The organism is Lysinibacillus sp. FSL K6-0075, from assembly GCF_038592945.1.
In the GTDB taxonomy this organism is placed as follows: domain Bacteria; phylum Bacillota; class Bacilli; order Bacillales_A; family Planococcaceae; genus Lysinibacillus; species Lysinibacillus fusiformis_F.
Map to the genome: position 1 here is coordinate 739,484 of NZ_CP151947.1, position 25,120 is coordinate 764,603.

General features: G+C 39.1%; 22 protein-coding genes. 16 read left to right on the plus strand and 6 right to left on the minus strand.

Translation table 11 applies throughout. The features are described from left to right. Positions 1–14: 14 nt before the first annotated feature. Positions 15–1,325, plus strand: a complete 1,311-nt coding sequence (locus tag MHB65_RS03385; RefSeq protein ID WP_342442488.1) for a peptidoglycan DD-metalloendopeptidase family protein — start codon at positions 15–17, stop codon at positions 1,323–1,325. A 27-nt stretch (positions 1,326–1,352) separates the two neighbouring features. Here MHB65_RS03385 and MHB65_RS03390 read toward each other — a convergent pair whose 3' ends face one another. Continuing rightward, complete coding sequence (locus MHB65_RS03390; RefSeq protein WP_342442489.1) at positions 1,353–1,778, minus strand: hypothetical protein; 426 nt, start codon at positions 1,776–1,778, stop codon at positions 1,353–1,355. 204 nt (positions 1,779–1,982) lie between these two features. Between MHB65_RS03390 and MHB65_RS03395 the strand changes: the two genes are divergently transcribed. The 5 genes from MHB65_RS03395 to MHB65_RS03415 all read left to right on the plus strand — a co-directional run bounded on the left by MHB65_RS03395 (position 1,983) and on the right by MHB65_RS03415 (position 6,663). Further along, positions 1,983–2,615, plus strand: a complete 633-nt coding sequence (locus tag MHB65_RS03395; RefSeq protein ID WP_342442490.1) for a hypothetical protein — start codon at positions 1,983–1,985, stop codon at positions 2,613–2,615. After that, a complete protein-coding gene (locus MHB65_RS03400; RefSeq protein ID WP_205441328.1) occupies positions 2,612–3,199 on the plus strand; it encodes a redoxin domain-containing protein in 588 nt (195 codons plus the stop codon). Before MHB65_RS03395 ends, MHB65_RS03400 begins: the two co-directional genes overlap by 4 nt. Positions 3,200–3,695: 496 nt before the next feature. Beyond that, entirely contained in the window at positions 3,696–5,138 is a 1,443-nt protein-coding gene (locus MHB65_RS03405) for a S41 family peptidase (protein ID WP_342442491.1), read from the plus strand. 122 nt (positions 5,139–5,260) lie between these two features. Further along, positions 5,261–6,442 carry a PDZ domain-containing protein gene (locus MHB65_RS03410; protein ID WP_342442492.1) on the plus strand — a complete coding sequence of 394 codons (1,182 nt, stop codon included), beginning with the start codon at positions 5,261–5,263 and terminating at the stop codon, positions 6,440–6,442. Then, the gene (locus MHB65_RS03415) at positions 6,442–6,663 is read left to right on the plus strand and encodes a DUF2198 family protein (RefSeq protein ID WP_016991517.1); all 222 of its coding nucleotides are present in this window, start codon (positions 6,442–6,444) and stop codon (positions 6,661–6,663) included. Before MHB65_RS03410 ends, MHB65_RS03415 begins: the two co-directional genes overlap by 1 nt. A 33-nt stretch (positions 6,664–6,696) precedes the next feature. Here the strand turns inward: MHB65_RS03415 and MHB65_RS03420 are convergent, their stop codons facing one another. Together MHB65_RS03420 and MHB65_RS03425 are read right to left on the minus strand one after the other, a co-directional pair. Continuing rightward, positions 6,697–7,023 (minus strand): AzlD domain-containing protein, encoded by a 327-nt coding sequence (locus tag MHB65_RS03420; protein WP_205441334.1) that lies wholly within the window; start codon positions 7,021–7,023, stop codon positions 6,697–6,699. Then, complete coding sequence (locus tag MHB65_RS03425) at positions 7,020–7,754, minus strand: AzlC family ABC transporter permease (RefSeq protein ID WP_342442493.1); 735 nt, start codon at positions 7,752–7,754, stop codon at positions 7,020–7,022. The genes MHB65_RS03420 and MHB65_RS03425 overlap by 4 nt, the downstream gene beginning before the upstream one ends. Positions 7,755–7,878: 124 nt before the next feature. Between MHB65_RS03425 and MHB65_RS03430 the strand changes: the two genes are divergently transcribed. Together MHB65_RS03430 and MHB65_RS03435 are read left to right on the plus strand one after the other, a co-directional pair. After that, the gene (locus MHB65_RS03430; protein WP_048392043.1) at positions 7,879–8,430 is read left to right on the plus strand and encodes an XRE family transcriptional regulator; all 552 of its coding nucleotides are present in this window, start codon (positions 7,879–7,881) and stop codon (positions 8,428–8,430) included. 11 nt (positions 8,431–8,441) lie between these two features. After that, a complete protein-coding gene (locus MHB65_RS03435) occupies positions 8,442–9,080 on the plus strand; it encodes a TVP38/TMEM64 family protein (RefSeq protein ID WP_081977475.1) in 639 nt (212 codons plus the stop codon). Between the two features lie 92 nt (positions 9,081–9,172). On the opposite strand, the gene MHB65_RS03440 is transcribed toward MHB65_RS03435, so the two are convergent. Then, entirely contained in the window at positions 9,173–10,165 is a 993-nt protein-coding gene (locus MHB65_RS03440; RefSeq protein WP_342442494.1) for a hypothetical protein, read from the minus strand. A 114-nt stretch (positions 10,166–10,279) separates the two neighbouring features. Between MHB65_RS03440 and addB the strand changes: the two genes are divergently transcribed. The 6 genes from addB to MHB65_RS03470 all read left to right on the plus strand — a co-directional run bounded on the left by addB (position 10,280) and on the right by MHB65_RS03470 (position 22,009). Continuing rightward, on the plus strand, positions 10,280–13,789 hold the full coding sequence (gene addB, locus MHB65_RS03445) for a helicase-exonuclease AddAB subunit AddB (protein ID WP_342442495.1): 3,510 nt from the start codon (positions 10,280–10,282) through the stop codon (positions 13,787–13,789). Position 13,790: 1 nt separating this feature from the next. After that, positions 13,791–17,507, plus strand: coding sequence for a helicase-exonuclease AddAB subunit AddA (gene addA, locus MHB65_RS03450; RefSeq protein WP_342442496.1), 3,717 nt, complete (start codon positions 13,791–13,793; stop codon positions 17,505–17,507). 75 nt (positions 17,508–17,582) lie between these two features. After that, positions 17,583–18,749, plus strand: a complete 1,167-nt coding sequence (locus tag MHB65_RS03455; RefSeq protein ID WP_342442497.1) for a DUF418 domain-containing protein — start codon at positions 17,583–17,585, stop codon at positions 18,747–18,749. Positions 18,750–18,873: 124 nt separating this feature from the next. Further along, entirely contained in the window at positions 18,874–19,776 is a 903-nt protein-coding gene (locus MHB65_RS03460; protein ID WP_342442498.1) for a fumarylacetoacetate hydrolase family protein, read from the plus strand. 201 nt (positions 19,777–19,977) lie between these two features. Then, complete coding sequence (locus MHB65_RS03465) at positions 19,978–20,343, plus strand: YisL family protein (RefSeq protein WP_342442499.1); 366 nt, start codon at positions 19,978–19,980, stop codon at positions 20,341–20,343. A gap of 196 nt (positions 20,344–20,539) precedes the next feature. Next, on the plus strand, positions 20,540–22,009 hold the full coding sequence (locus MHB65_RS03470; RefSeq protein ID WP_342442500.1) for an alpha-amylase family glycosyl hydrolase: 1,470 nt from the start codon (positions 20,540–20,542) through the stop codon (positions 22,007–22,009). A gap of 48 nt (positions 22,010–22,057) precedes the next feature. On the opposite strand, the gene MHB65_RS03475 is transcribed toward MHB65_RS03470, so the two are convergent. Both MHB65_RS03475 and MHB65_RS03480 read right to left on the minus strand, forming a co-directional pair. Continuing rightward, positions 22,058–22,915 (minus strand): DegV family protein, encoded by an 858-nt coding sequence (locus MHB65_RS03475; RefSeq protein ID WP_342442501.1) that lies wholly within the window; start codon positions 22,913–22,915, stop codon positions 22,058–22,060. A 142-nt stretch (positions 22,916–23,057) separates the two neighbouring features. Continuing rightward, positions 23,058–23,867 (minus strand): Cof-type HAD-IIB family hydrolase, encoded by an 810-nt coding sequence (locus MHB65_RS03480; protein WP_342442502.1) that lies wholly within the window; start codon positions 23,865–23,867, stop codon positions 23,058–23,060. A gap of 121 nt (positions 23,868–23,988) precedes the next feature. On the opposite strand from MHB65_RS03480, the gene MHB65_RS03485 reads away from it, so the two are divergent. Beyond that, complete coding sequence (locus tag MHB65_RS03485; protein ID WP_342442503.1) at positions 23,989–24,753, plus strand: prolyl oligopeptidase family serine peptidase; 765 nt, start codon at positions 23,989–23,991, stop codon at positions 24,751–24,753. A 53-nt stretch (positions 24,754–24,806) separates the two neighbouring features. Further along, the gene (locus tag MHB65_RS03490; protein ID WP_036120908.1) at positions 24,807–25,115 is read left to right on the plus strand and encodes a metal-sulfur cluster assembly factor; all 309 of its coding nucleotides are present in this window, start codon (positions 24,807–24,809) and stop codon (positions 25,113–25,115) included. Positions 25,116–25,120 lie beyond the last annotated feature (5 nt).

A 25,120-nucleotide genomic window follows, 5' to 3' on the forward strand; every position in this document is an offset into this window, starting at 1 on the left:
GGGGAGTTCAATCGGTGAAAAGTAAGGCGAAAAAAACATTGAAAACACTTGCAGCAGCGTCTGCTCTAATTCTTTTTATCCAAACTCCATCAGCATATGCAACAAGTTTATCGGATTTAAAAGAAGAAAAGAAACAAGTTGAAACAAAGAAGAACCAGTTAAATTCATCTATCAGCAATAAATCAAATGCCATTACAGCTAATCAAGAAAAGCAACAAAAAATCTTAGATCAAATTCAAGCATTGAACGCTGAAATCGACAAAACCAATAGTAATATTAAAAAGGTACAAGCAGATATTCGGGCAACAAATGAGGAAATAAAAAAGTTAGAAGCGTCTATCGAAGAGCTTTTGCATAAAATTGAGGAGCGCGATTTATTGTTACAAGAACGCGCACGAGCAATTCAAGCAGGAGGCTCTGTTAGTTATTTGGATGTATTGCTTGGCTCTAATAGTTTTGTAGACTTTATTGATCGTTTCTCTGCAGTTAATGCATTATTGGAAGCAGATCGACAAATTATCCAAGATCAAAAAGATGATAAACAAAAATTAGAAGAGCAAAAGCAAATTATCGAAGAAAAACGTAAAAACTTGGAAGACAAAAAAGCTGAGCTTGAACGATTAAAAGCATCTTTAGATAGCCAAAAAGCTGAAAAAAATAAACTAGTCGACCAATTAGAAAAAGAGCAAGAAAAACTGAAAACAGAAAAGGTATTACTTGAAAAAGAGTACTCAGAAGCTTTGGAAGTAAGTCAGGAATTACAAGATCAAATTATTGCTGAACAAAATCGTTTGGCTGAAATTGCTCGTCAGCAAGAGGCGAAACGTAAAGCAGCCGCAGCGGCGGCCGCGGCAGCAGCTGCTGCCAACAATGGTGGCGGATCATCTGGTGGTACAGTCCATGCGCCTCAATCAAATGGGACTTGGATTAAACCGACGAATGGTCGCTTAACATCACCATATGGTTGGCGAAATCTTGGTGCTGGCCCTGAATTCCATTATGGTGTTGACCTTGCAAATGCAACAGGAACACCAATATGGGCAGCAGCAGATGGCGTTGTTTCTTACGCTGCACCACTTAGTTCGTATGGTAATGTTGTCATTCTGACGCATTCTATCGATGGACAAATTTATACAACTGTTTATGCACATTTAAGTGCGTTTAATGTTAGTGTAGGACAAGAAGTATCACAAGGTGATCAAATAGCAGCGATGGGTAGTACAGGTCGCTCTACTGGTCCACACTTACACTTTGAAGTGCATATTGGTGCTTGGAAAGGACAAGCAGTCGGCAGCGTTAATCCACTGAAATATATTCCATTGTAAAAATAAAAAGCTATACACTAGCGTTTTCTAGTGTATAGCTTTTAATATTTTATCTAGTGTTTCACCATTCACCAGCTTATAGGTTTGCCCATCAATAGCCAATAAGCCATTTTGGATGAACAGTATTTTTAATGTATGGTCATAATAAGTAATATCCAATTGATAGACAACATCAGCTTGTTTGTTATTTAATAAGGTTCTTTTTACTTCCCAAGAGTTCAAGGCTAAACGCATTTCATCTAATCGTGGATCGCCACGATTGATAATGGCTAAGGTTTTATTGGTACCATTGTCCACTTCCCATATCGTCATTTTATTTAATATTTCTTCAAGATCTTTATTAGGTAAAAAATCATGTAGCAAATTCTTCGTTCGATATTCTGTATACAGCATCAGTATACTTATGCCGAGAAAAATAGCGGCGATCCATAGTATAAGTCGCTTTGAAAGCATAATTCCTCCCCCTTTTTATCATTTTACGAAATATTCCAATAAAAGTTTCATTGCTATTATAAGATTCTGTTTGATGTTATGATGATTATATACATAGTGGGGTATTTTAATTGTTGTTATTTCTGAAGATTTTCTTAAAACAGTGTGAAATATTCTAATTTTAAAAAGGTTCTATGCTATGCTTTCGGAGGAGGTTTCGTTGGGGTGATAAATACAGAGTGGTACTCGATCCGAACATTAACTTTACCAGCTACCGCAGTCGCTTTACTCATTACCTTTTTTATTGTATGGCTTATCTTGCGCCTACAATTTTCTAAAAAGTGGTCTGAGCTATATAGTGATGCCATTTTTACGTTTATCATTGTTTGGAAGCTGAGCTTGCTTGTAACTGATTTCAAGACTGTTGTAAGCAATCCAATTACGGTGTTTTATTTTAATGGCGGAACAATTGGTGTTTATCTTGGCGTCATCGTAGCATCCTTGCAAATATGGAGAAGGAGAAATAGGCTACAGCTTGAGGGAGAAGATATGACAGCCTGTAGCTGGGCCATTATTTTAACGCAATCCATTTATCAAATGCTTGTTGTGCTACTCAATGACAATAACACAACGAGTGAAGTTATAACATTAGTTGTGCTAAGTGTAGTCACGCTCTTCATATTATGGAAATTAGCAGCGATGAAACAAGCTTTATTCCTCTATACAGTTAGCTATTTAATAGTGGCTATCTTACAGCCACTTGGTATATGGCAAACAGCTGTGGCTGTTAGTGTAATACTACTTTGTTTGGGATTAACCATTCAGCATGAACGAATCAATGTGGGAGGTAAAGAATGAAAAAAAATATTGGGCTACTGATTGTTGTGCTATTAGTGGTTGCGATGATTGGTACATATGTAAAACAACAAATTGACGAAGAACGTGCCATTGAAAAATCAGCTCTTGGTAAGGATATGGAGGAGCTAGAGACGGGCTTAAGAAAAGGAGATATCCCGCCTGATTTTACTTTAACAAGCTTAGACGGGGAAGATATCACATTAAGTGATTTGCGTGGAAAAAAAGTTGTACTAAATTTCTGGGCTACATGGTGCCCACCTTGTAAGGCTGAGATGCCGCATATGCAAAGCTTCTACGATGAATATGCTAAAGAAAAAAACGTTGAAATCATAGCGGTCAATTTAACAGATGCCGAACGTGATGTGACCGCCGATGCTAAAGTGGACACTGTGATGACATTTAGAGATAGCTTTGAGCTCACGTTTCCCATCTTATTGGACCCAGACAATGAGGCTGGCTTAAATTATCAAGTCATCACGATTCCAACCACTTATTTTATTGATTCCAACGGCTATATCCAACGTGCAATCAGAGGACCAATGGACGTGGATATGTTAAATGATTATGTAGATGCACTAGATTGATTCATAAAAAATCTGCTCGTTTTCTATAGTAGAAACGAGCAGGTTTTTTTATTTTACATGAAGCTAAGGTGAATACCCGCGGAAGCAAGGATGAATACCCGCGGAAGCAAGGATGAATACCCGCGGAAGCAAGGATGAATACCCGCGGAAGCAAGGATGAATACCCGCGGAAGCAAGGATGAATACCCGCGGAAGCAAGGTGAATACCCGCGGAAGCAAGGTGAATACCCGCGGAGCAAGGATGAATACCCGCGGAGCAAGGATGAATACCCGCGGAGCAAGGATGAATACCCGCGGAGCAAGGATGGATACTCGCGGAGCAAGGTGAATATCCGCGGAGCAAGGATGAATACCCGCGGAAGCAAGGTGAATACCCTCGAATCAACAACAACATGCGTGAGTAATATGCAATATTCTCTCTTCATAAATTTGAAAGGTAATTTTGTATGTTTGAAAAAATAGAGTCATACAGTAAAAGAGACGGAGGAGGGAAGATTTGCGCAAATTAACAGCCGGTGTCGGAGTCCTACTTAGTAGTTTGGTGGTGGGGAGTGGTATTTACTTTGATTGGTTTAATATTGGCGATAAAAAGGAGCCTGTTACGGAGGTTGATACTATTGGTGAGGCTATGACAATTATTGAAGAAAAATCAGTATACAGTACAAAAAAGGATGCATTGGTGGAGGGGGCTCTTCGTGGTATGGCTGATGCCATTAAAGATCCTTATAGCACGTATTACTCCAAGGAAGAGGCTGAGCAACATCGGCAAATGTTGGCTGAGGAACGAGTAGGCATAGGTATTGAACTAACGGAAAATAAAGGGAAGTTTATCGTTGTGTCACCTGTTCGTTCATCACCAGCAGAGAAAGCAGGCATGCGTTCACTCGATGAAATTGTACAAGTTGATGGGGTACGAATAGATGGAAAAACGATGAGTGAATTAATGCATTTAATTCAAGGTGAAAAGGGAACGAAAGTAACCATTGTTGTCTATCGTCCAAGTGAAGATAAGCATATTAAGATGACGATGGAGCGCGCAGCAATTTCTAATAAAACGGTTACTAGTGAAGTTGTGAAGGTAGAGGATACAGACATTGGCTATGTGGTAATCTCATTATTCGGTGAAAAAACGGCCAATGAATGGGTAGCAGAAACGAGTAAATTGCTTCGTAAAGATGTGGAAGGAATTGTGATCGATGTACGGGATAATCCAGGTGGTTATTTACATAGCGTCGCAGCGCTACTGAGCACAGTATTGGACAATGGCAAAGTATTTGCATATATGCAAAATGCGGAAGGTGCTATGGAACCATTAAAAACACAAACAAAAGGCTTCGATGAAAAATATATAGAAACGATGAATAAAATTCCCATTGTGGTGTTACAAAATCAAGGTAGTGCATCTGCTAGTGAAGTATTAAGCGGTGCTTTAAAAGGCTGGGGACGCGCTTCACTTGTTGGGGTTAAAAGCTTTGGAAAAGGGACTGTACAAGAATCTTGGGAGCTTTCCAACGGTGGTGAACTTAAATTATCAACCAATAAATGGCTAACACCAAAACGCGAATGGATTCATGGGCAGGGCATTGAAGCAAGTTTAATGATTGAGCAAAATGAATTATTTGCTTTTCAACTTCATCCACTAACAGGTAAGTTTAAAGTGGGTGATATGAGTGAGGAGATTTCCTATTCACAAAATGCCTTACAGAAACTAGGCTATCAAATAGATCGTTTAGATGGCTATTTGGATGAAACAACCGCAGAGGCTGTGAACCTTTATCGCAAACAGAAAAAATTAAAGCTAGCAGAAGATGAATTTTATATGGATACAACTTTCTTTAATAGTTTAAATGAAACGTTAAAAGACTTTAAAACCGATCGTCAAAATGACCAGCAATTTCAAATGGCCACTAGTTTTTTACTGCACACAATTGAACAATAAAACTGGCTGAAAGAACAAAAATACCATAATCTAAAGCTTTCTATGAGTTTGTACTACGCAAGCGTGTAGTCGTTTGATACAATAAATTCATAGTATTCAAGATAGAAATGGCGGGTGTTCGTATGGTTAGTGAGATTTTATTAGAAATTGTAACAGCGATTGGCCGCTTTTTACTCAACCCATTACTGTATATAGTCATAATATTTGCTATTATGTTAGGTTATCGTCGTGTAAAACAGGAGCGTAAATACTTTAATAGACGAATTATTTGGGGCTGGACGGAGTTAATCGGACAATGGAAAGATGGGTGGCTCTATGCACTAATTATTTCTCTTATCGGTATTGGAGCAGGGCTTACTGTACCAAAAGAATTTTTAATCATTTTAACAGCAGTTTCTATAGTAGCACTTGTCTTATATGTCATGAACGCAATGTCACCTATTGTGACAATGGGCATTGCCACACTGGCCATATGGGGAATGTCCTACTACAATTGGACCTTTTCTTGGTGGAAAATTTCATTAGCTGGTGTCAATTTAGAGGATGGCGCCATTGTTACAATTACCATTCTTGCGGGCCTTTGTGTCATTGCAGAAGGACTATTAATTCGACGTGTGGCGATGAAGGTTACAACACCTTGCATTGAGAAAACGAAGCGAGGTATGCAGGCAATTGTCTATCGTTCAAGAAATGTATGGGTATTACCTATTTTCTTTGTCATTCCAGGTGATGCTATTTCAGCTATATTCCCGTACTGGCCACAGTTTACGATAGGTCATAGTAGCTTTGCACTCGTGTTATTTCCTCTTGTCATTGGCTTTGCAAAGCTGACTAGAAAGGAATTACCAGCATTAACGTATGCTAAAATTGGGCGACCTGTCTTTTTACTAGGACAGCTTATTTTAGTAGGAGGACTGGCTGCATATTTTGAACCATTGATTGGTTTCATCACACTTGCTGTTGGTGCAATTATCCGAATCATCATTGCTATTTACTTTGCACAGCAGGACAAAACAGATCATTATGCGGTTGCGCCAAGTACGAAAGGTGCTATTATCGCAGCGGTTCTTCCTGATTCACCTGCAGAGAAAATGGGTTTACTGGCAGGGGAATGTATACGCAAAGTAAATGGTGTGTCCATTTTTACAGAAAATGAATTATATGAGGCGCTGCAATTAAATGCAGCTCATTGTCGTTTAGAGGTTTTAGACCGAAACAATGAATTACGTTTAACGCAGCATGTGATTTATAGCAATGATCATTACCGTATTGGGTTATTACTTGCGGAGCCGAGGGAAGTATAATGGACGTTTTTGGGAAAATGATGTTAGCGTTATTTATACCAGCCATACTGGTGTTATTATTCACTAGAATTACGTATAATCGCTATGTTGCATTGTTATTAGCCATTGCACTAATCGCCGCCTCTGTATATGCAGGCTATACATCCCCACCTATTATTTTTGTAATCGACGCGTTTTCATTAACGGTAGGCTTTTGGTTAGCAAGTAAAATGAATAAATAAGAATGGTCAGTCCAAGCAATGGGACTGACCTTTTTACATGAAAAATCGTACTGCTGCCATAATGATTACGCCTGCAACTACTGTAATGGATAAACTTTTTGTGACAAGGGCAATAATTAGAGTGGGAACAAATGTAACAAAGACTGGCCAATCAAGCGTTACTATTTTGCCACTTTCAGTATCTATTAAATTTTCAATGACAAGAGCACTTAATATACAAACAGGAATAAAACTAAGCCATTTGAGTACAACATCAGGGAGTGTTACACTGCGTACAAAGATAAATGGAATGACACGCGGTAGCCATGTTACAAGTGCACAGCCGATTATAAGCCAGACCATATAAGAAGTTGTCGTCATTTATCTGTCACCACCCCAATTGTTGCGACAATCACGGTTGCCAGTAGCACAGCCACATGGGAAGGGACTATATAAGAAAGACCGTACATAATAACCGCCATATAGCCGATTAACTTGATATAATGCATGATTTTACTTTTGCCAACACTGCTCAATTGCAAAACTAAAAGTGCAACAAACATGGCAATTAAGGCAAAATCTAAACCCCATTTTTCAGGATTTGCTACCCACTGTCCTAAAAAGGCACCCGTAACACAAGAAAGGATCCAGAAGATGTAGGCTGTTAAGTTTAACCCATCCATCCATTTACCGTATAATTTACCTGTTTGCATTTGCTTTGTTACAGCTACACCAAAGGTTTCATCCGTTAATAATGTACCGAATCCAACATTTCTAAGCATAGAGTAGCGCGTAAAATGAGGGGCTAATGTTAAACTCATTAATAAATGGCGTAGATTCACCACAAAAATGGTTACAATGATAGCAGAGGCAGGACTACTTGTTAAAAGCAGTGCACAAAAAATAAATTGTGCAGAGCCTGCGTAAATCAGTATCGTTAATAGTGCAATTTCAAGGACAGACAACCCTGAAGCGGAACCTACAACCCCAAATGCAAGTCCTATACTAATATAACCGAGTAATGTAGGTACGCAATCTTTCACGCCTTGTAAAAAACTGTCGTTGGAAGAGCTTGTTGTATCATCATGATGAAGCTCTGTTGTACTTGTCATAAATAGGTCATCCTTTCTTGATAATTTCCATGTATACTATTGATGGAATTGTTTGATAGTTCTTGATGTTTATTAAAGTATACATATGTCTGATAAAATAAACAATAGAAATTGGTGAGTAAAAATGGAACAAATGAGTCGAAATTTAGCATTTCAATTAAAGAAAATTAGACAGCAACGTCATTTAAGTCTCGATGATGTGGCCAAAGCGACTGGCGTCAGTAAAGCACAGCTTGCACAAATTGAAAAAGGTGAGGCCAATCCGACTGTTTCAACAATTTGGAAAATCGCTGCTGGTATGCGTATGTCGTTCTCTTCATTATTACAGCCGCCAACTGCTCATTACATGCGTTATAGCAGTAAAGATGTACCACATGTCGATGAAGATGAGGGACGCTATCGTGTCTACTCCATTATTCCCTATAATCCAGAGCGAGGCTGGGAGTTTTATAAGGTTGAAATGGAGCCAGGAGCAGTGAGTAGGAGTGAAGCCCATACAGAAGGGGTAGAGGAAACTGTAATGGTCATCAAAGGACAAGCAGTTATTTCTGCCGGAGACATGCATGAATTACTGGATGAAGGGGATACACTAGTATTCTCAGGGCATCAGCCCCATGAATATCGCAATACTTCAGAAGGGCTAACAATTTTTCATTTAATTTTACAGTATAAATAGAGGTGTCGAAGTTGAGTGAATGGTTTACTGTAGAAAATATTGAACAGGTTGCGGCACAGTATCGAACATTTGGCCCAATCATTGGTTTACTGCTACCATTTTTAGAGGCATTTTTACCATTCCTACCTTTAGTCGTATTCGTTGTGGCGAATGCAAGTGCATTTGGCTTATGGTTAGGATTTTTATTATCTTGGTTAGGCTCTGTAGCTGGCTCCTATGCGGTTTTCTTACTTGTACGACATTTTGGCAAGCATCCAAGGCTACAATTTTTAACAGGTAGTAAAAAAGTACAGAAGCTTATTAAATGGGTGGATATGAATGGCATCAGCCCTCTTTTTGTCCTCCTCTGTTTCCCTTTTACACCATCTGTTATTGTCAATATTGTAGCGGGGTTGTCACATATCCATAAAAAGTTTTATTTAATCGTTTTACTGGCAGGAAAGTTTGTCATGATTTTAGGCATGAGTGTATTGGGCTATGATTTAAAATCGCTCTTGACAAGCCCAGTCAGATTAATAATTGCAGCTGTTGCCATTGTTATTTTGTGGTGGGTCGGTAAGTTGATAGAGAAGCGTTTGAATGCCCGTGTAGAAAGAGATTTAAAGCAAGCGCGAAATTTGACGAAAAAGCAGGACCACCATGCCAGTTAAGTAAATTATCTGTAGCCTCTTTCATTGTCTGAAGAGGCTGCTTTTTTGTGTAACCTTTTTATAGGTAGATGAAGGTTGATAGATAGTATTTACTAGTTTTTTTCGATAGAATTTAAGATAGATGATTTATGTTGTTTTAGAGGGCTGGGGGACTGCTCCAAAATAGGTGAGAAGTGATCAATTTTATGAAGGAGCCGCTCCAAAATAGGTGAGAAGTGATCAATTGTATGGAGAAGCCGCTCCAAAATCAATGAGAAGTGATCAATTGTATAGAGAAGCCGCTCCAAATTAAGCGAGAAGTGATCAATTTGATGAAGTAGCTGCTCCAAAATAGGTGAGAAGTGATCAATAGTATGGAGAAGCCGCTCTAAATTAAGCGAGAAGTGATCAATAGTATGGAGAAGCCGCTCCAAAATAGGTGAGAAGTGCTCAATTGTATAGAGAAACCGCTCCAAAATCAATGAGAAGTGATCAATGGTATAGAGAAGCCGCTCCAAATTAAGCGAGAAGTGCTCAATGAAGTGGAGAAGCCACTCCAAAATAGGAGTGAAGTGATCAATAGTATGGAGAAGCCGCTCTAAATTAAGCGAGAAGTGATCAATAGTATGGAGAAGCCGCTCCAAAATAGGTGAGAAGTGCTCAATAGTATAGAGAAGCCGCTCCAAATTAAGCGAGAAGTGATCAATTTGATGAAGTAGCCGCTCTAAAATAGGCGAGAAGTGATCAATGAGATGGAGAAACCGCTCCAAAATAGGTGAGAAGTGATCAATGAAGTAGTGAAGCCGCTCCAAAATAGGAGAGAAGTGATCAATGAAGTGGAGAAGCCGCTCCAAATTAAGCGAGAAGTGATCAATGAGATGGAGAAGCCGCTCCAAAATAGGTGAGAAGTGATCAATAGTATGGAGAAGCCGCTCCAAGTTAAGCGAGAAGTGATCAATTTGATGAAGTAGCCGCTCTAAAATAGGTGAGAAGTGCTCAATTGTATAGAGAAACCGCTCCAAAATAAGCGAGAAGTGATCAATGAGGTGAAGGAGCCGCTCCAAAATAAGTGAGAAGTGATTAATGAGATGGAGAAACCGCTCCAAAACTGATAAGAAGAAATCAATCCATTAAAAAAATCGCTCAAATAAAAGTACAAAATAATTAATTCATTAAAAGAGTCACCCGAAAACAGCAAGTTAATGAGGAGGGGAAAGCATATGGCATTGCGTATTGTTTCAGGACGTTCGGGAACAGGGAAATCGGCATTTATTCATCAGGAAATTGTTGAGCAGCTTAAGACAGATCCGTTGGGGCATCCGATTTTCATTATAGTGCCTGACCAGATGTCTTATTCTACGGAATATGAGCTGACGAATAAGCATGGTTTACAGGGCTTGATTCGAGCACAGGTGATGACGTTTAAACGTTTAGCATGGTTGGTGTTACAGGAAACAGGTGGTATTGCTCGTAAAGAAGTGAATGGCTATGGCTATCGAATGCTCATTCGTAAACTTTTAGAGGAGCAAAAAAGTGAATTTTCCTTATTTCGACAAGCAGCAGGAAAACGTGGCTTTACGGAGGAGATTGAAACCCTTTTAAAAGAATTTAGTCGCTATAGCGTCAATAGCTCAGTCTTGGCAGAGGTAACGGAATCTTTGAAGGCGATCGATGCACCCAATACCTTGCAGGCGAAAGCTAATGATTTACATGTTGTTTTGCAGGCATTAGAGGAACGACTGGGTACGACATATGTTGACAGCGAGGGCTATTATCCGATTTTAACGGAGCAATTGAAGTATGCTGAAACGATGAAGCAAGCGACCATTTATATTGATGGATTCACTGCTTTCACTGTGCGAGAGTTAGAACTGGTTCGTGAGTTGTTAAAGGTAACACAGCAAGTAACCGTTGTACTTCCGTTTGATCATATAGATGAAGCCTTTGATGAACAAGCTCTATTCCATGAAGCAGCTTTAACGAATCAACGACTTCATGATATTGCAAAAGAAGAGGGCATTGATGTTGAATTACCATACCATTTTTATAATACTAAAAGATTTCATTCTGAAGATTTACAGCATGTGGAGGCAAAGTTTGCTGATTTGGAGCCTCAAACGAAAAAAACTTCTGGAGATGTAACCGTACTTGAAGCATCAAATCGTCGAGCAGAGGTACATGCAATTGCCCGGGAAATAACAAAACTGACAAGGGAAGACGGTTTTCGCTATCAGGATATCGTTCTTTTGTATAGACAAGCAGATCTCTACGATCCACTTATTACAAGTATTTTCCAACAATATGAAATTCCTATTTTTACAAATACAAAAAAGACGATGTTACATCATCCATTAATAGAGCTAAGTCGTTCAGCCTTGGAGGTTATGACCTCGAACTGGAAATATGAACCTGTTTTTCGTAGTGTGAAAACAGATTTGTTTTTCCCTTTACAAGCGGAGCTAACGATTTGGCGTGAGCGAGCAGATCGATTAGAAAATTATTGCTTGGCACAAGGCATCTATGGTGAACGATGGTTTGAGGAGGCACGTTGGTTTTATAAAAAATATCGAGGTCTAGAATTCCATTCGCGTGTACAAACAGACGAAGAGCGTGCAATGCAGGCAGAAATCGAGGCCATTCGAGATGAAATTCGCCTCCCTCTAAAACTTTTACAAGACAAGCTTGATAGCGCGAAGAATGGCAGAGATATGGCGACTGCTTTATTTGAGCTAATAGAGTCATTACAGGTATATGATAAACTGCAAGCAATGAAAGATCGTGAGCTAGAGCGGGGTGACGCATTAGCAGCAAGTGAACATGAACAAGCTTGGAATGAATGGGTTGCTGTTCTTGATCAATTCGTTTATATGTTTGGTGAGCAGGAGATGACTGTAGAGGAAGCAGCCAAAATTCTTGATGAAGGTTTTGATACATTAGAATTTTCAAGAATTCCGCCAACCCTTGATGAGGTAATGGTGGCTACTGTTGATTTAGCCCGTTTATCCAATATCAAAGTTGCCTTTGTTATAGGGATGAATGATGGTGTTTATCCAACTCGTATGGAGTATGAAGGCTTGTTGTCAGATAGCGAGCGTGAATGGTTTAGTCAAATTGGCTATGAGCTTGCCCCTACCTCTACTAATCGTTTATTACAAGAAAATTTCTTGTTCTATCGCGCTATTACAACGCCATCTAACAAATTGTATATGACGTACCCTACGGCGGATGAGGAAGGCAAGGCACTGCTATCCTCACTTTATATTAAGAAAATAATAGGGAATGACAAAAAGACGGGTTTATTAAGTGATGTTTCCATAGAACGAGTGGTAATCGATCCGATTGAATTACTAGACGGAGATGTTTTGCCATATTTACGCCATCCACGTACCGCATTAGCACATCTGATGGTGCAGCTACGTCAAGCTGAACATAGCCGTGAACTAGCTCCAGAATGGCTAGCTTTACAAAGATTTTATAAACAAGATCCGTATTGGGCACTCATTTTCGACCGTGTCCTTTATCCAATTACCCATAAAAATGAGGCTGAACCACTTGAAACCTATATTACACAGGAATTATATGGTCAGAAGCTAACATCCAGTGTGTCGCGAATTGAGAAATACTTCAGATGTCCTTTTTCTCATTTCACTACGTACGGTCTACGTCTAGAAGAACGTGCTGAGTATCGTCTAGAAACCTTTGCAATGGGTGACTTATTCCATGAGGCGTTAAAGTGGATTACAGAGGAAACACATCGTCAGCAATTATCATGGATTCGTTTAACAACAAAGCAAATTAAACAATTAGCACGGCAAGCAGTAGAACAAATTGTACCAGTCTTTTCCCATCAAATCCTATTATCTAGTGCCCGTTATCGCTATATTCAGCGTAAGCTTATTCGAATTGTCGAGCGCACAATGACGGCATTGACACAGCATGCTAATGTATCTCACTTCAAACCAATTGCGATTGAGGCATCATTTGGTCCTGGACAACATGAACAGCTACCTCCACTAGAGATTGATTTGACTGGTGGTAAGAAAATGTTTATGCGAGGACGTATTGATAGAGTGGATAGTGCAACGATAGATGACCGCTCTTATTTGCGGATTGTTGACTATAAATCCTCAGCTCGTGACCTTGATTTAAATGAGGTTTATTACGGATTATCCTTACAGGTCCTAACGTATTTAGATGTGGCAATGGAAAATAGCTCTTACTGGCTATCAGGTGAGGCAGAGCCAGCAGGGGTACTATATGTCCATGTCCATAATCCGATGCTAAAGCTGGATAAGGATTTGACGGACAGTGAAATAGAAGAGGATCGTTTAAAGCAGTATAAAATGAAAGGTTTACTGTCTGAAAACGCTGAGGCGATATTATCGATGGACGAACAATTGGAGGAAAGTAGCGGGCATTCAAAAATCATTCCTGTCTATATGAAAAAAGATGGAACACCTTCTGAATCACAATCCCGCATAGTTCCTGTCAATGATATGAAAAAATTACAGCATTTCGTTCGTCGTAAACATCAGGAGGCAGGGAATGGTATCTTATCTGGTGATACCGCCATTAGCCCCTATAAATTGAAAGCCAAAACGGCATGTGATTATTGTCAATTTGCTGCGGTTTGCCAATTTGATCCATCTGATGGTAAACAAAGCTATCGTCAATTGATGCAAGCAAAGCCGAATGATATTGTTGATAAAATTCGGAAGGAGGTAGAATAGCATGGTACAAACAATTCCTATTAAGCCAGCAGATGTCACATGGACAGACGATCAGTGGAAGGCAATTTATGCTAGCGGTCAAGATACACTTGTATCGGCTGCGGCAGGGTCTGGGAAAACAGCAGTCCTGATTAATCGTATGATTGAAAAAGTCATTGCTATTGAAAATCCCATCAATGTAGATGAACTATTGGTAGTGACCTTTACGAATGCTTCAGCCGCTGAAATGCGCCATCGTATGTCTGAGGCATTAGAAAAGGCGATAGCAGAAAATCCAACATCTAATCATTTAAGACGGCAGCTTAGTCTTGTGAATAAAGCACAAATTTCCACCCTGCATTCCTTCTGTTTAGCCATTGTGAAACAATACGCATACTTACTTGAGATAGATCCAGGCTTTCGTATTGCCAATGAAGCAGAAATAGCATTATTAAGAGATGATGTTTTAGCAGAAGTTCTAGAAGATGCCTACGATTCTGAGGATGAGGCTCGCGTACAGGCTATTTATCGTCTTGTTGATAGCTTTACCTCAGATCGTGATGATCAAGCCATCGAAACGCTGATTAGTAAACTTTATGATACTTCTCGTGTACATGCAGAACCTCAAAAATGGCTATGGAGCCTTCCACAAGCATATGATTTAGCTGATGAAGTGACGATTGATGATTTAGAGCTATCTCAATACGTCAAATTGACCGTACGCCATAGTCTGGAAGAGGCGTTTGTATTAATTTCAGAAATGCGGGCGATTACATTACAGCCAGACGGACCTGCCCCCTATGCTGAAACGGCAGAAATTGATTTTGCTATGATTCAGGAAGGGATTCGCATTAGTCAAAGCGGTACATGGCAGGAGCTATTTGATTATTTTGCAAAGGTCAAATGGTCTACATTAAAACGAGTATCAAAGGATGCATTAGTAGATGTAGAGCTACAAGAGCTTGCGAAGAAAAAACGAGAAGCAGCCAAAAAAATGATGAATAAAATCAAAGAGGCGTTTTTTGTTCGTACGCCTGCACGCCTACTTGAGGAAATAAGATTAATGGCACCGACGATTGCTACGTTAGTGGAATTGACCACTACTTTTAGTGAACAATTCCGACTAGCCAAGCTAGAACGTGGAATCATTGACTTTTCAGATTTGGAGCATTATGCACTTCAAATTTTAACGGTAGAGGTAGATGGAGAGCTTCAGCCGTCACCAGTTGCACTAGATATGAAAAAACGCTTTAAAGAAGTGCTGGTGGACGAATACCAGGATACCAATATGCTACAGGAAACCATCTTACAACTTGTCAAAACAGGTGAGGAACAGGATGGCAACCTTTTTATGGTTGGGGACGTAAAACAAAGTATTTACCGTTTCCGATTAGCTGAACCAAAGCTCTTTATGCGAAAATATAGTGAGTATGTGGAGACTCCTGAGGTAACGGGGATGCGAATTGATTTAAATGCTAACTTCCGTAGTCGAAAAGAAGTGTTGAATGCGACAAACTACGTTTTTGCACAAATTATGGGCGAGCGTGTTGGTGAAATTCTTTATGACGACAATGCATCATTAAAGCCCGCTGCGCCTTATGATGATAAAGAAATACCTGTTGAGCTAGTCGTAATGCATCCACCACCGGAAGAGGAAACAACAGAAGAACTGGAAGAAATAAACAACGAGGCTGCTGAGCTAGAGGAATTAAAAAAATCACAATATGAGGCACGCTTTATTATCGATCGTATACGTCAGATGATGGAAGATGGAACAACCGTTTATGATACGAAAACAAAAACAGAGCGACCATTAAAGTATAGTGATATTGTGATTTTAATGCGTTCGATGACATGGTCGACAGATTTAGTGGAGGAATTTAAGCTGGCAGGGATTCCACTCTATGCAGAATCGTCTAAAGGCTATTTTGATGCACTTGAAGTAATGATTATGTTAAATGTTCTGAAGGTAGTCGATAATCCCTATCAGGATATCCCCTTAGCTTCTGTACTGCGCGCACCGTTTGTTGGTTTAACGGAAAATGAGCTGGCGAAAATCCGTTTAGCCGATCAAAAGGTACCTTTTTATGATGCTTTACGACAATTTATTCGCAGTGAAGGACATGGTGTGCAAACCACTACATTTGAGAAGCTGCAACGCTTTATGCTGGCCTTTGAAAATTGGCGAGATTTAGCACGTCGTGGATCATTGTCAGATTTAATTTGGAAAATTTATTTAGATACACATTATTATGAAATGGTTGGGGCAATGCCGAATGGCAAACAGCGTCAGGCAAATTTACGCGTTTTACATGATCGTGCGTTAATGTATGAAAAAACGGCATTTCGTGGACTATTCCGTTTTTTACGTTTTATTGATCGTATGCGTACGCGTGGTGATGATTTAGGCACTGCCAAATCAATTGGCGAAAAGGACGATGTGGTGCGCCTGGTGACAATTCACTCTTCCAAGGGATTAGAATATCCAGTCGTCTTTGTTGCAGGAATGGGACGTCCGTTTAATAAAATGGATTTTCATCAACCTTATTTGTTCGATCAAGATTTTGGACTAGCTGTTAAGGCCATTGATCCTGAAAATCGTATCACCTATACATCGTTACCGTTTTTAGCATTGAAGGAGAAAAAAGAACTGGAGATGCGTGCAGAAGAAATGCGTGTCTTATATGTTGCGATGACTCGTGCGAAGGAGCGTTTGATTTTAGTAGGCTCAGTGAAGAACTGGGAGAAAACACGCGACAACTGGCAGGACGCACAAAGTTTGCCTTTGGATGCACCGCTTCAAGAATATTTACGTGCTAGAGCTAATAGTTATTTGGACTGGATAGGCCCAGCAGTGGCAAGGCATGCGGACTTTGCAGCAGCAGCAACCAATTCTTATAAGAAATTAGAGGATCCATCACATTGGTGGGTTCAAGCCATCGATACAAAGCATTACTCGTATGAGTTACAGGCGATGGGCGATGAAGTACAGCAAGCGCTTGCGATGCCAGAGGATGAGGACTTGCTGGCTGAAATCACGACCCGCTTTCAAGCACAGTATGCCTATCAAAAATCAACAAGAAAGCGCTCTAAAACATCTGTTAGTGAAATAAAGCGATTAGAAAATCTACAGCGTCAGGAGGAACCCGAATTTTATTTTGCCTCTCCTACCAAGCTAAAGGCTTCATCTATTGCACCTCGACCAGCTTTTTTACAGGAACAACAGTTAACAGGTGCTGAAATTGGTACCGCTGTGCACACAGTGATGCAGCATGTCCCTCAGTTTGGTTTTGGTCATATCAATGATGTAAAGGACTTTGTAGAGGATTTAGTCGCAAGGCAGCTTTTAACAGAGGCGGAGGGTATGGTGGTTCCACAAGCGAAGATTTATCATTTCTTTGAGACAGAAATAGGGCAACGCTTTCAACGAGCGAGTCAAATACGTAGGGAAATGCCATTTACCATTAGTAGAATCGATGAAGATGGCGATGCTCAAATTGTGCAAGGGATTATTGACTGCTTATTTGAGGATGAATACGGTAATTGGGTCTTGTTGGATTATAAAACGGATCGTATACAATCTCATTTTGCGCAGGAGCCTGCCCTGTCAAAAGAAATACTAGGTCGTTATGCCGTACAGCTTCGTGTTTATAGTGAAGCCATTGAATCCATTTTACACATCAAGGTGAGCGATAAAGTATTATATTTATTCGATAATGAACAGATCATACAGGCATAAAGAGCTTGTTATGGGAAAAGTAGGGCTTATTTGTCCTGCTTTCACCATAGCTACTAGTCAAGAGGAGGCTATTTTGTGGAGTTAAAACCGACAATGTTGCAGGAACGAATGGCAACATTAGATATTTTACGAGGTATTAGTTTAGTAGGTATCTTACTTGTAAATATGTATACCTTTTATTTGCCAATGCCGCATATTGATTTGGCATCATGGTTTACAACCCCATCGGATATTGTGTGGCAGAAAAATATAGATATTTATGTGCAAGGTAGCTTTTACCCGCTCTTTGCCATGCTTTTTGGTTATGGACTGGCTATGCAGTGGCAGAAGGCTCAGAGTCGTGAACAAAACTTTTATACGCTAGGGCTTCGTAGACTGTCCATCCTGTTTGCCTTTGGTTTTGTCCATGCTGTGTTAATTTGGTGGGGCGACATATTAATGATGTATGCATTTTGTGGCGTGTTCTTAGTGCTTTTACTACGTTTGAGTCCTATCTGGCTATTAGCTAGTGCTTTGATCATTAATGGCTTGATGCAAGTTTTTATGCTCTTTGTGGTAGGGATTGTTAATTTTAATACAAAAGTAGATGATTACTTAGATATCGTATCAGTAGAGAAGGCCATCACGGCTTATGGGACAGGAGACTGGGTAGATGCCTTTATGCAACGCTTAACAGATTTATCGACGCAGGCAGGCATCGAGATGTGGTTTGTCGCACTGTTCACCATTTTACCGTATATGTTAATAGGTGCCGCTGCCTCTAAATGGCGTTTAGTAGAACGAGCTAAAGAATTGAAGTGGTTATGGCTGACATTAGCAATTGCCGGATTAGTCATCGGGATTGGTATGAAAAGCCTATCTATTATGTTTACAAGAACTTATTTACTAGATTATTTAAAGGTATACATAGGGGGTCCAATGCTATCGGTGGGCTATATCGGGGTGATTGTGTTACTTTGCTTAGTGCCAATTGTGCCAAAGCTACTTAGTCCTTTTGCTAAAATTGGGCGCATGTCATTAACGATGTATATTCTTCAATCGATTATAGGCACTTGTTTATTCTATCAATTTGGTTTTGGCTGGTATGGCAAAGTAAGTGTGGAAACTGGGGTATTAATTGCTATTGGCATTATTGTTGTACAAATGATCATAGCAGAAATTTGGCTATCTAAGTGGAAACAAGGGCCGCTAGAGGCAATATGGCGTAAATTAACATATAAGCAAAAGGTGGAAGTTCGTTAATATATTCCTCTTCACATGCATATTTTAAGAAGATATAACAACTTATAAAAATGTTGTCGCAAAAATGAGGTAATTTCTATCATATTGTTGTATTATGTAGAAAAAAGAAGGAGCTCTTTCAATCATGAAAATTTTATCATTCAAATTAGGTGGACATGTAAGCTTTGGACCAAAAGTAAAAAAAGAAGAAGCGGTATGGGACGTACTCGCTATTCAAAATGAACTTCAAGTTCTCCCTTCTTTTTCAAGTTCAATCGTGGATGGCATTGCTTTAGGCTTTGATTTTGTGGAACAGATTCGTAAATTAGTAGAAGCAGCAGAAAAATCAGATAATGCTAATAGTTTTAAACGTGAATTTACAGAGATTGAATGGCTTTCACCAATTCCACGTACACCTAAAAATATTATGTGTATTGGTAAAAACTATGATGAACATGCGAAGGAAATGGGTGCAGAAGCAGCACCAACGGATTTAATGGTATTTACAAAATCACCAACTGCAATTGCCGCTGATGGACAAACAATTTCTATTCATGCTGATCTTTCTTCAAAAATGGATTATGAAGGTGAGCTAGCTATCGTTATTGGGAAACGTGGCAAAAACATTCCTAAAAATTTAGCATTTGATTATGTATTTGGCTACACAATTGCCAATGATGTAACAGCTCGTGATTTACAAGAGAATCATAAACAATTCTTCTTGGGTAAAAGCTTAGACGGTACTTGCCCTCTTGGACCATACCTTGTGACAAAGGATGAAATTCCAAATCCACAAGACTTAACAGTTGTTACAAAGGTTAATGATGAAGTACGTCAAAACGGCTCTACGAAAGATATGATGTTCACTGTTGAAACACTAGTATCCATCCTATCAAAGCATGTGACATTAGAGCCAGGAGATGTTATTTTAACAGGTACGCCAGCAGGAGTTGGCAAAGGTATGAACCCGCCACAATTCTTAAAAGCTGGAGATACAGTAAAAGTATCCATTCAAGGAATCGGTACATTAGTCAACCATTTTGAATAATGATGATATCAATCCGCGGGAGTCCATACTCCGCGGATTTTTTACTTCTTTAAGGGAAGGTAACAGAAGTTAAAGCTGTTAGATCTAACGATGTAGAATCTTAATTGATGTAAATTATGTGAACACTATTGTAATATTTGAAACCCTTTCCATCGCATGGTAGGATAGAGTTTGATAGAAAAAGAATGAGGTGGGACAAACATGAGTTTTTTAACTAGCCAAACGCATTTGCATATTACTACGTGGGTAGTGGCTATTGTTATCTTTTTAATTGCGGCACTAATGGGCAAGCAATCAAAAGGCTTACATATGACATTACGTTTGTTTTATGTATTAATAATCATCACAGGTGGAGCATTATTCTTTAAATATCAGGCTGGAGACCCAATGTTGTACGGTCTGAAATTTTTATTTGGTATTTTAGTAATTGGCATGATGGAAATGGTGTTAGTACGTAAAAAGAAAAACAAACCAACAGGCATGTTTTGGACATTATTCGCAGTATGCCTATTTATCACGCTGTACCTAGGTTTTAAACTACCAATGTTTATTAATTTCTTAGCGTAATTCATTTAAAAGTCGTGAAGTAGTTGCTTCACGGCTTTTATTTTGTAAAAAGGAAAGTCACATTCAATTAAGAGGGAAATGACACCTTTTTGTCGTAATTCATTTCGAATTTGCGCAAAATCTTTGGAAAAGATAGCGACGTGACAGAATTATTTGGTAAAATGACGTTGATTGGTTTGAAAGAGAGGGAATAACAGTGAAATTTAAGAAGTGGATAAGTGCGACGGCTGCATCACTTTTATTAGCAACTTCATTAGTAAGTACTATACCAGTAGCACATGCAGATGAATCTGCGATTAGAACAATAGCAGAAGAAAGCATCTATGATTTACTCGTTGACCGTTTCTTTAATGGCTCGGGCACAAACGATTTTGATACAAATACGCAGGACCCTTCGAAATTTGCGGGGGGCGATTTTACAGGTTTACAGGATAAACTGAAATTTATCGGTGAGATGGGCTATACAATTGTTTCCATTGGGCCTATTTTTTCTACAGAGAAGTATGATGGATCAATGCCCACAAGTTATACTACAATTGAACGTCATTTTGGAACAACGGAAGAATTCCAAAGTATTGTAGAGGCCTACAAAACTAAAAATATGTCCATTATGGTGGATTTTCCACTTACAAATGTGAGTCCAAATCATGAGTGGGCAAAGGATGCATCGAAAGCGGATTGGATTGCATCTACCGATAATGGACAAGTACAGTGGGATTTATCGAATAAGGATGTGCAAGAAGCACTTATTCAAGCAGTAACTGATTTTGTTTCTACATATGACATCGGTGGTATTCGTTTAACAAATATCGCAGGGGCTGATACAGCGTTTATCAATACAGTAATAGCAGCATTAAAAGAGACAAAAACATCACTTTATGTGATAGCAAATGAAGAAAGCGATGCTGACTTTGATGCAACTTTCTCACCTGTAACGGCAGATATCTATCGTAATATATTTAAAAACGTGGATATGGATTCTTCTAAATTAATGGAACCCTTCACAGGAGAAAAACCGACACAAATTATGGTGGATTCACTTGAAACCCATCGTTTTACATTTGACTCTGCTAATGAAAATATGTTCCCACCTACCCGCTTAAAAATGGCGATGGGTGCTTTATTTATGCTCCCAGGAATTCCTGTCGTACAATACGGGACAGAAATTGCTATGAACGGGGAAGCAAAACCAGATACACACCAGCTTTATAACTTTAAAACAGACGAGGAACTGATAGATTATATTAAAAATGTTCAATCTTTACGTAATCAATCAGCTACTTTACGTAATGGTGATTTTGAAGTCATTACAAATGAAAATGGCCTTCTTGTCTTTACACGTTCTTCTGACGAAGAAAAGTGGGTAATCATGGTTAATAATACTGGTAAAACACAACGCGTCGACTTAACACCTGAACAACTTGGTGAAGGGAAAATGCTGAACGGTATTTTACATGAGGAAAAAGTTCGCATAAATGAAAAAGAAGTCTATCCTGTTATTTTAGACCGAGAAATGGTCGAGATTTATCAGGTTCGCAATGATGAAGGCTTAAACACGCCCTATATGGTGGCTTTAGGCTTAGTATGGTTGATCTTTATTGGCTTTGTTGTCATCATCATTAAACGAGGAAAAGTTCGCCGTCAGGAGCAAGACGTCCAACAATAATAGCACAACGAAAAAAGCATGCTAGGAGCCATCCTAGCATGCTTTTTATTAGCCTTCAAAGCTTTTATTTGTGAAGAAAATCGCAATAGTCCCTGGTCCTACATGTGAGCCAATTGCGGAGCCAATCATAGTAATTTGCACAGCTTGAGGTGAAAAACGCTCCTGGATAGAGGCTTTTGCTTCATTTGCAAAGGCAGCATCATCACTATGGCTAATACCTATGATTTTATTTGTAAAGCTGCCGCCACGCTCCTGCATTAAATCTAACATACGATTAAGTGCCTTTTTTCGACCGCGTGACTTTTCAATCGGTACAAGTTTGCCATCTTCTACATTTAAAATAGGTTTAATACTAAGTAGGCCACCTAAAAATGCACTGGCTTTGGATACACGACCACCTTTAGCAAGGTAATCTAAATCCTCCACTGTAAATAAATGCTCGACCTGAGGTGCAAGTGCAGTTATTTTAGATGCCGTATCTTCTAAGGATACGCCCATATTTCGAAGTCGAACAGCTTCTTCCACGACAAGGCCATGTCCTAATGAGGCGCATTTAGAGTCGATAATGACTAGTTTTAAGGAAGGATACTGCTCAAGTACTTGATTGCGAATCATTTGAGCAGTACTATATGTGCCTGATAATTCTGATGAAAACGCGATATAAATGCCTTCTTCATCATTCTTGGCTAGTTCCTCAAAATGCTTCAAAAACAGCTCAGGTGACACTTGTGATGTTTTTGGCTGAGCACCTTGACGTATCGCATCATAAATCTCTTTGGAATCAATTGAAATCACATCTTCATATTCTTTGTTGTTCAATTGCACTCGTAAAGGGAGTAGCACGACATCATTTTCTTCATAGTAAGACTTCGGTAGATCACATCCACTATCCGTAAAAATCTTCATTCTCTTGTCCCCCTAAATTCAACTTACTTTTCAAGCTTTTTAACTTTATTCAGTAGATACTCACTTTAGATAAATGGAAGGGGTACCACTGAATAAAGTTAAACTGGTAAAAATGGAATGTTAACTTGAACTTACTACTTAACTATGATAATTTCAAGCGTTCAATGAGTATTTTTGCAATTCCATCATCATTATTCGTTGCAGTTACTTCATTAGCAATGTTTTTAAGACTTGAGATACCGTTCCCCATCGCTACGCCAAGTCCAGCATATTCAATCATTTCTAAATCATTGTCTTCATCGCCAAACGCGATGATGCGCTCACGTGGGATACCTAAATCTTTTGCCACATGCGCTATACCAACAGCTTTATTTAAACCCCGACGCACAATTTCAATAATATGAAGAGGTGCGCCCCATCGACGATGCTCGATGACTTCAGCATGCACCGCCTGTAAATGATCACGTATAATAACCGAATTTGCTTCATTTGCCTGAATCAGCAAACTTGTGGGATTTTCTAAGAGATGTGTGTATAAATCCCCAAGTGTAATTTTGGGATTTCCCATATTAAAAATATTTAAGATACGATCATCTTCTGTGTGAACATAAATATCATCTTTTACCTCAGCGATAATATTTTCATACTCATAGCTATTAATAGAATCAACGACATCATGTACAACACTTAAATCAATCGGTGTGTGCATATGTTGCCAAGAGATGTTTTTAGGATGATGCACATATGCGCCATTAAAATTGACAATGGGTGTAGTGAGCCCAAGCTCATGATAATAAAGATCGCTTGCACGGTATGGGCGCCCCGTCGCAATCATCACTTGATGCCCTTGTTCCTTAGCCTGCAATAATGTTTTTTTCGTTTTTGCTGTAATTTGTTGTTGATCTGTTAATAAAGTTCCATCTAAGTCTAATACGATTAAATGCGGTTTCATAGCTCGTTGCCCCTTTCCTATAGTTTGAATAGTATCTCTTTGTCTTACATTCGTCAAAATTTTGTCACAGTGAAAAAAGTTTGCTAACATAAAGATGAGACAAGAGTTGGGAGTGACAATAATGTTTGTAGAAAAAGAAGTGTGGGGAACTATTCCTTTATTACATATACATACAGACAATATGAATGAAGAAACCCCGGTAGTGATTTTTTTGCATGGCTTTATGAGTGCAAAAGAACATAACTTACACTATGCATACCAATTGGTGCATAAAGGGGTGCGTGTCCTATTGCCAGATGCAAAATTTCATGGTGAGCGTAGCGAAGGCCTAACAGAAATGCAAATGAACTTAAATTTTTGGGACATTGTTTTAAATTCTATTCATGAAGTGCAACAATTATATGATGAATTAAAGAATAAAAAATTATTAGCTAGTCATAATATTGGCATAGCAGGTACTTCAATGGGTGGCATCGTGACATCAGGCTGTCTGAAACTTTATGATTGGATACAAACAGCTGCAATATGTATGGGCGCACCTGGTTTTATTAAATTGGGTGAATATCAATTACAGCAATTTGCTAAAAGCGGAGTAAACTGGCCTATGTCAGAGGAAGACGTAGAAAAAATTAATGATGTCCTTGCTAAATATGATGTCAGTCTAACACCAGAAAAATTCGCGGGTCGCCCTGTATTCTTTTGGCATGGTGAATTAGATAAAACAGTTCCTTTCAACGAAACGTATAAATTTTATGAAACATTACGGGAATACTATCAAGCAAACCCTGAATATTTAAAGTTCATGGTGAACAAAAGAGCTGGACATGCCGTACCGCGTGACGGTATGCTAGCAGCAACAGAATGGCTTGCACAGCATTTGGCATAACAGGATGCATCTGCTATGATAAGGTTAACACTATGATGGAAGGAGAAATACGAATGGATCAAGATATGAAAGACAGCATGTTTGGTGCTTTAGAAAATGTAATTGACCCTGAGCTTGGCATTGATATCGTCAACTTAGGTTTAGTATATGATGTGGATTTAGATGATGAAGGTGTCGCAACTGTTACAATGACCTTGACATCGATGGGCTGTCCACTTGGACCAGTCATTGTGGATCAAGTAAATACAGCATTAGGTGAACTTCCTGAAGTGAAAAGTACAAATGTGAATATTGTATGGAATCCACCTTGGTCAAAAGATAAAATGTCACGCTATGCAAAAATGGCATTAGGTGTACGTTAAAATGT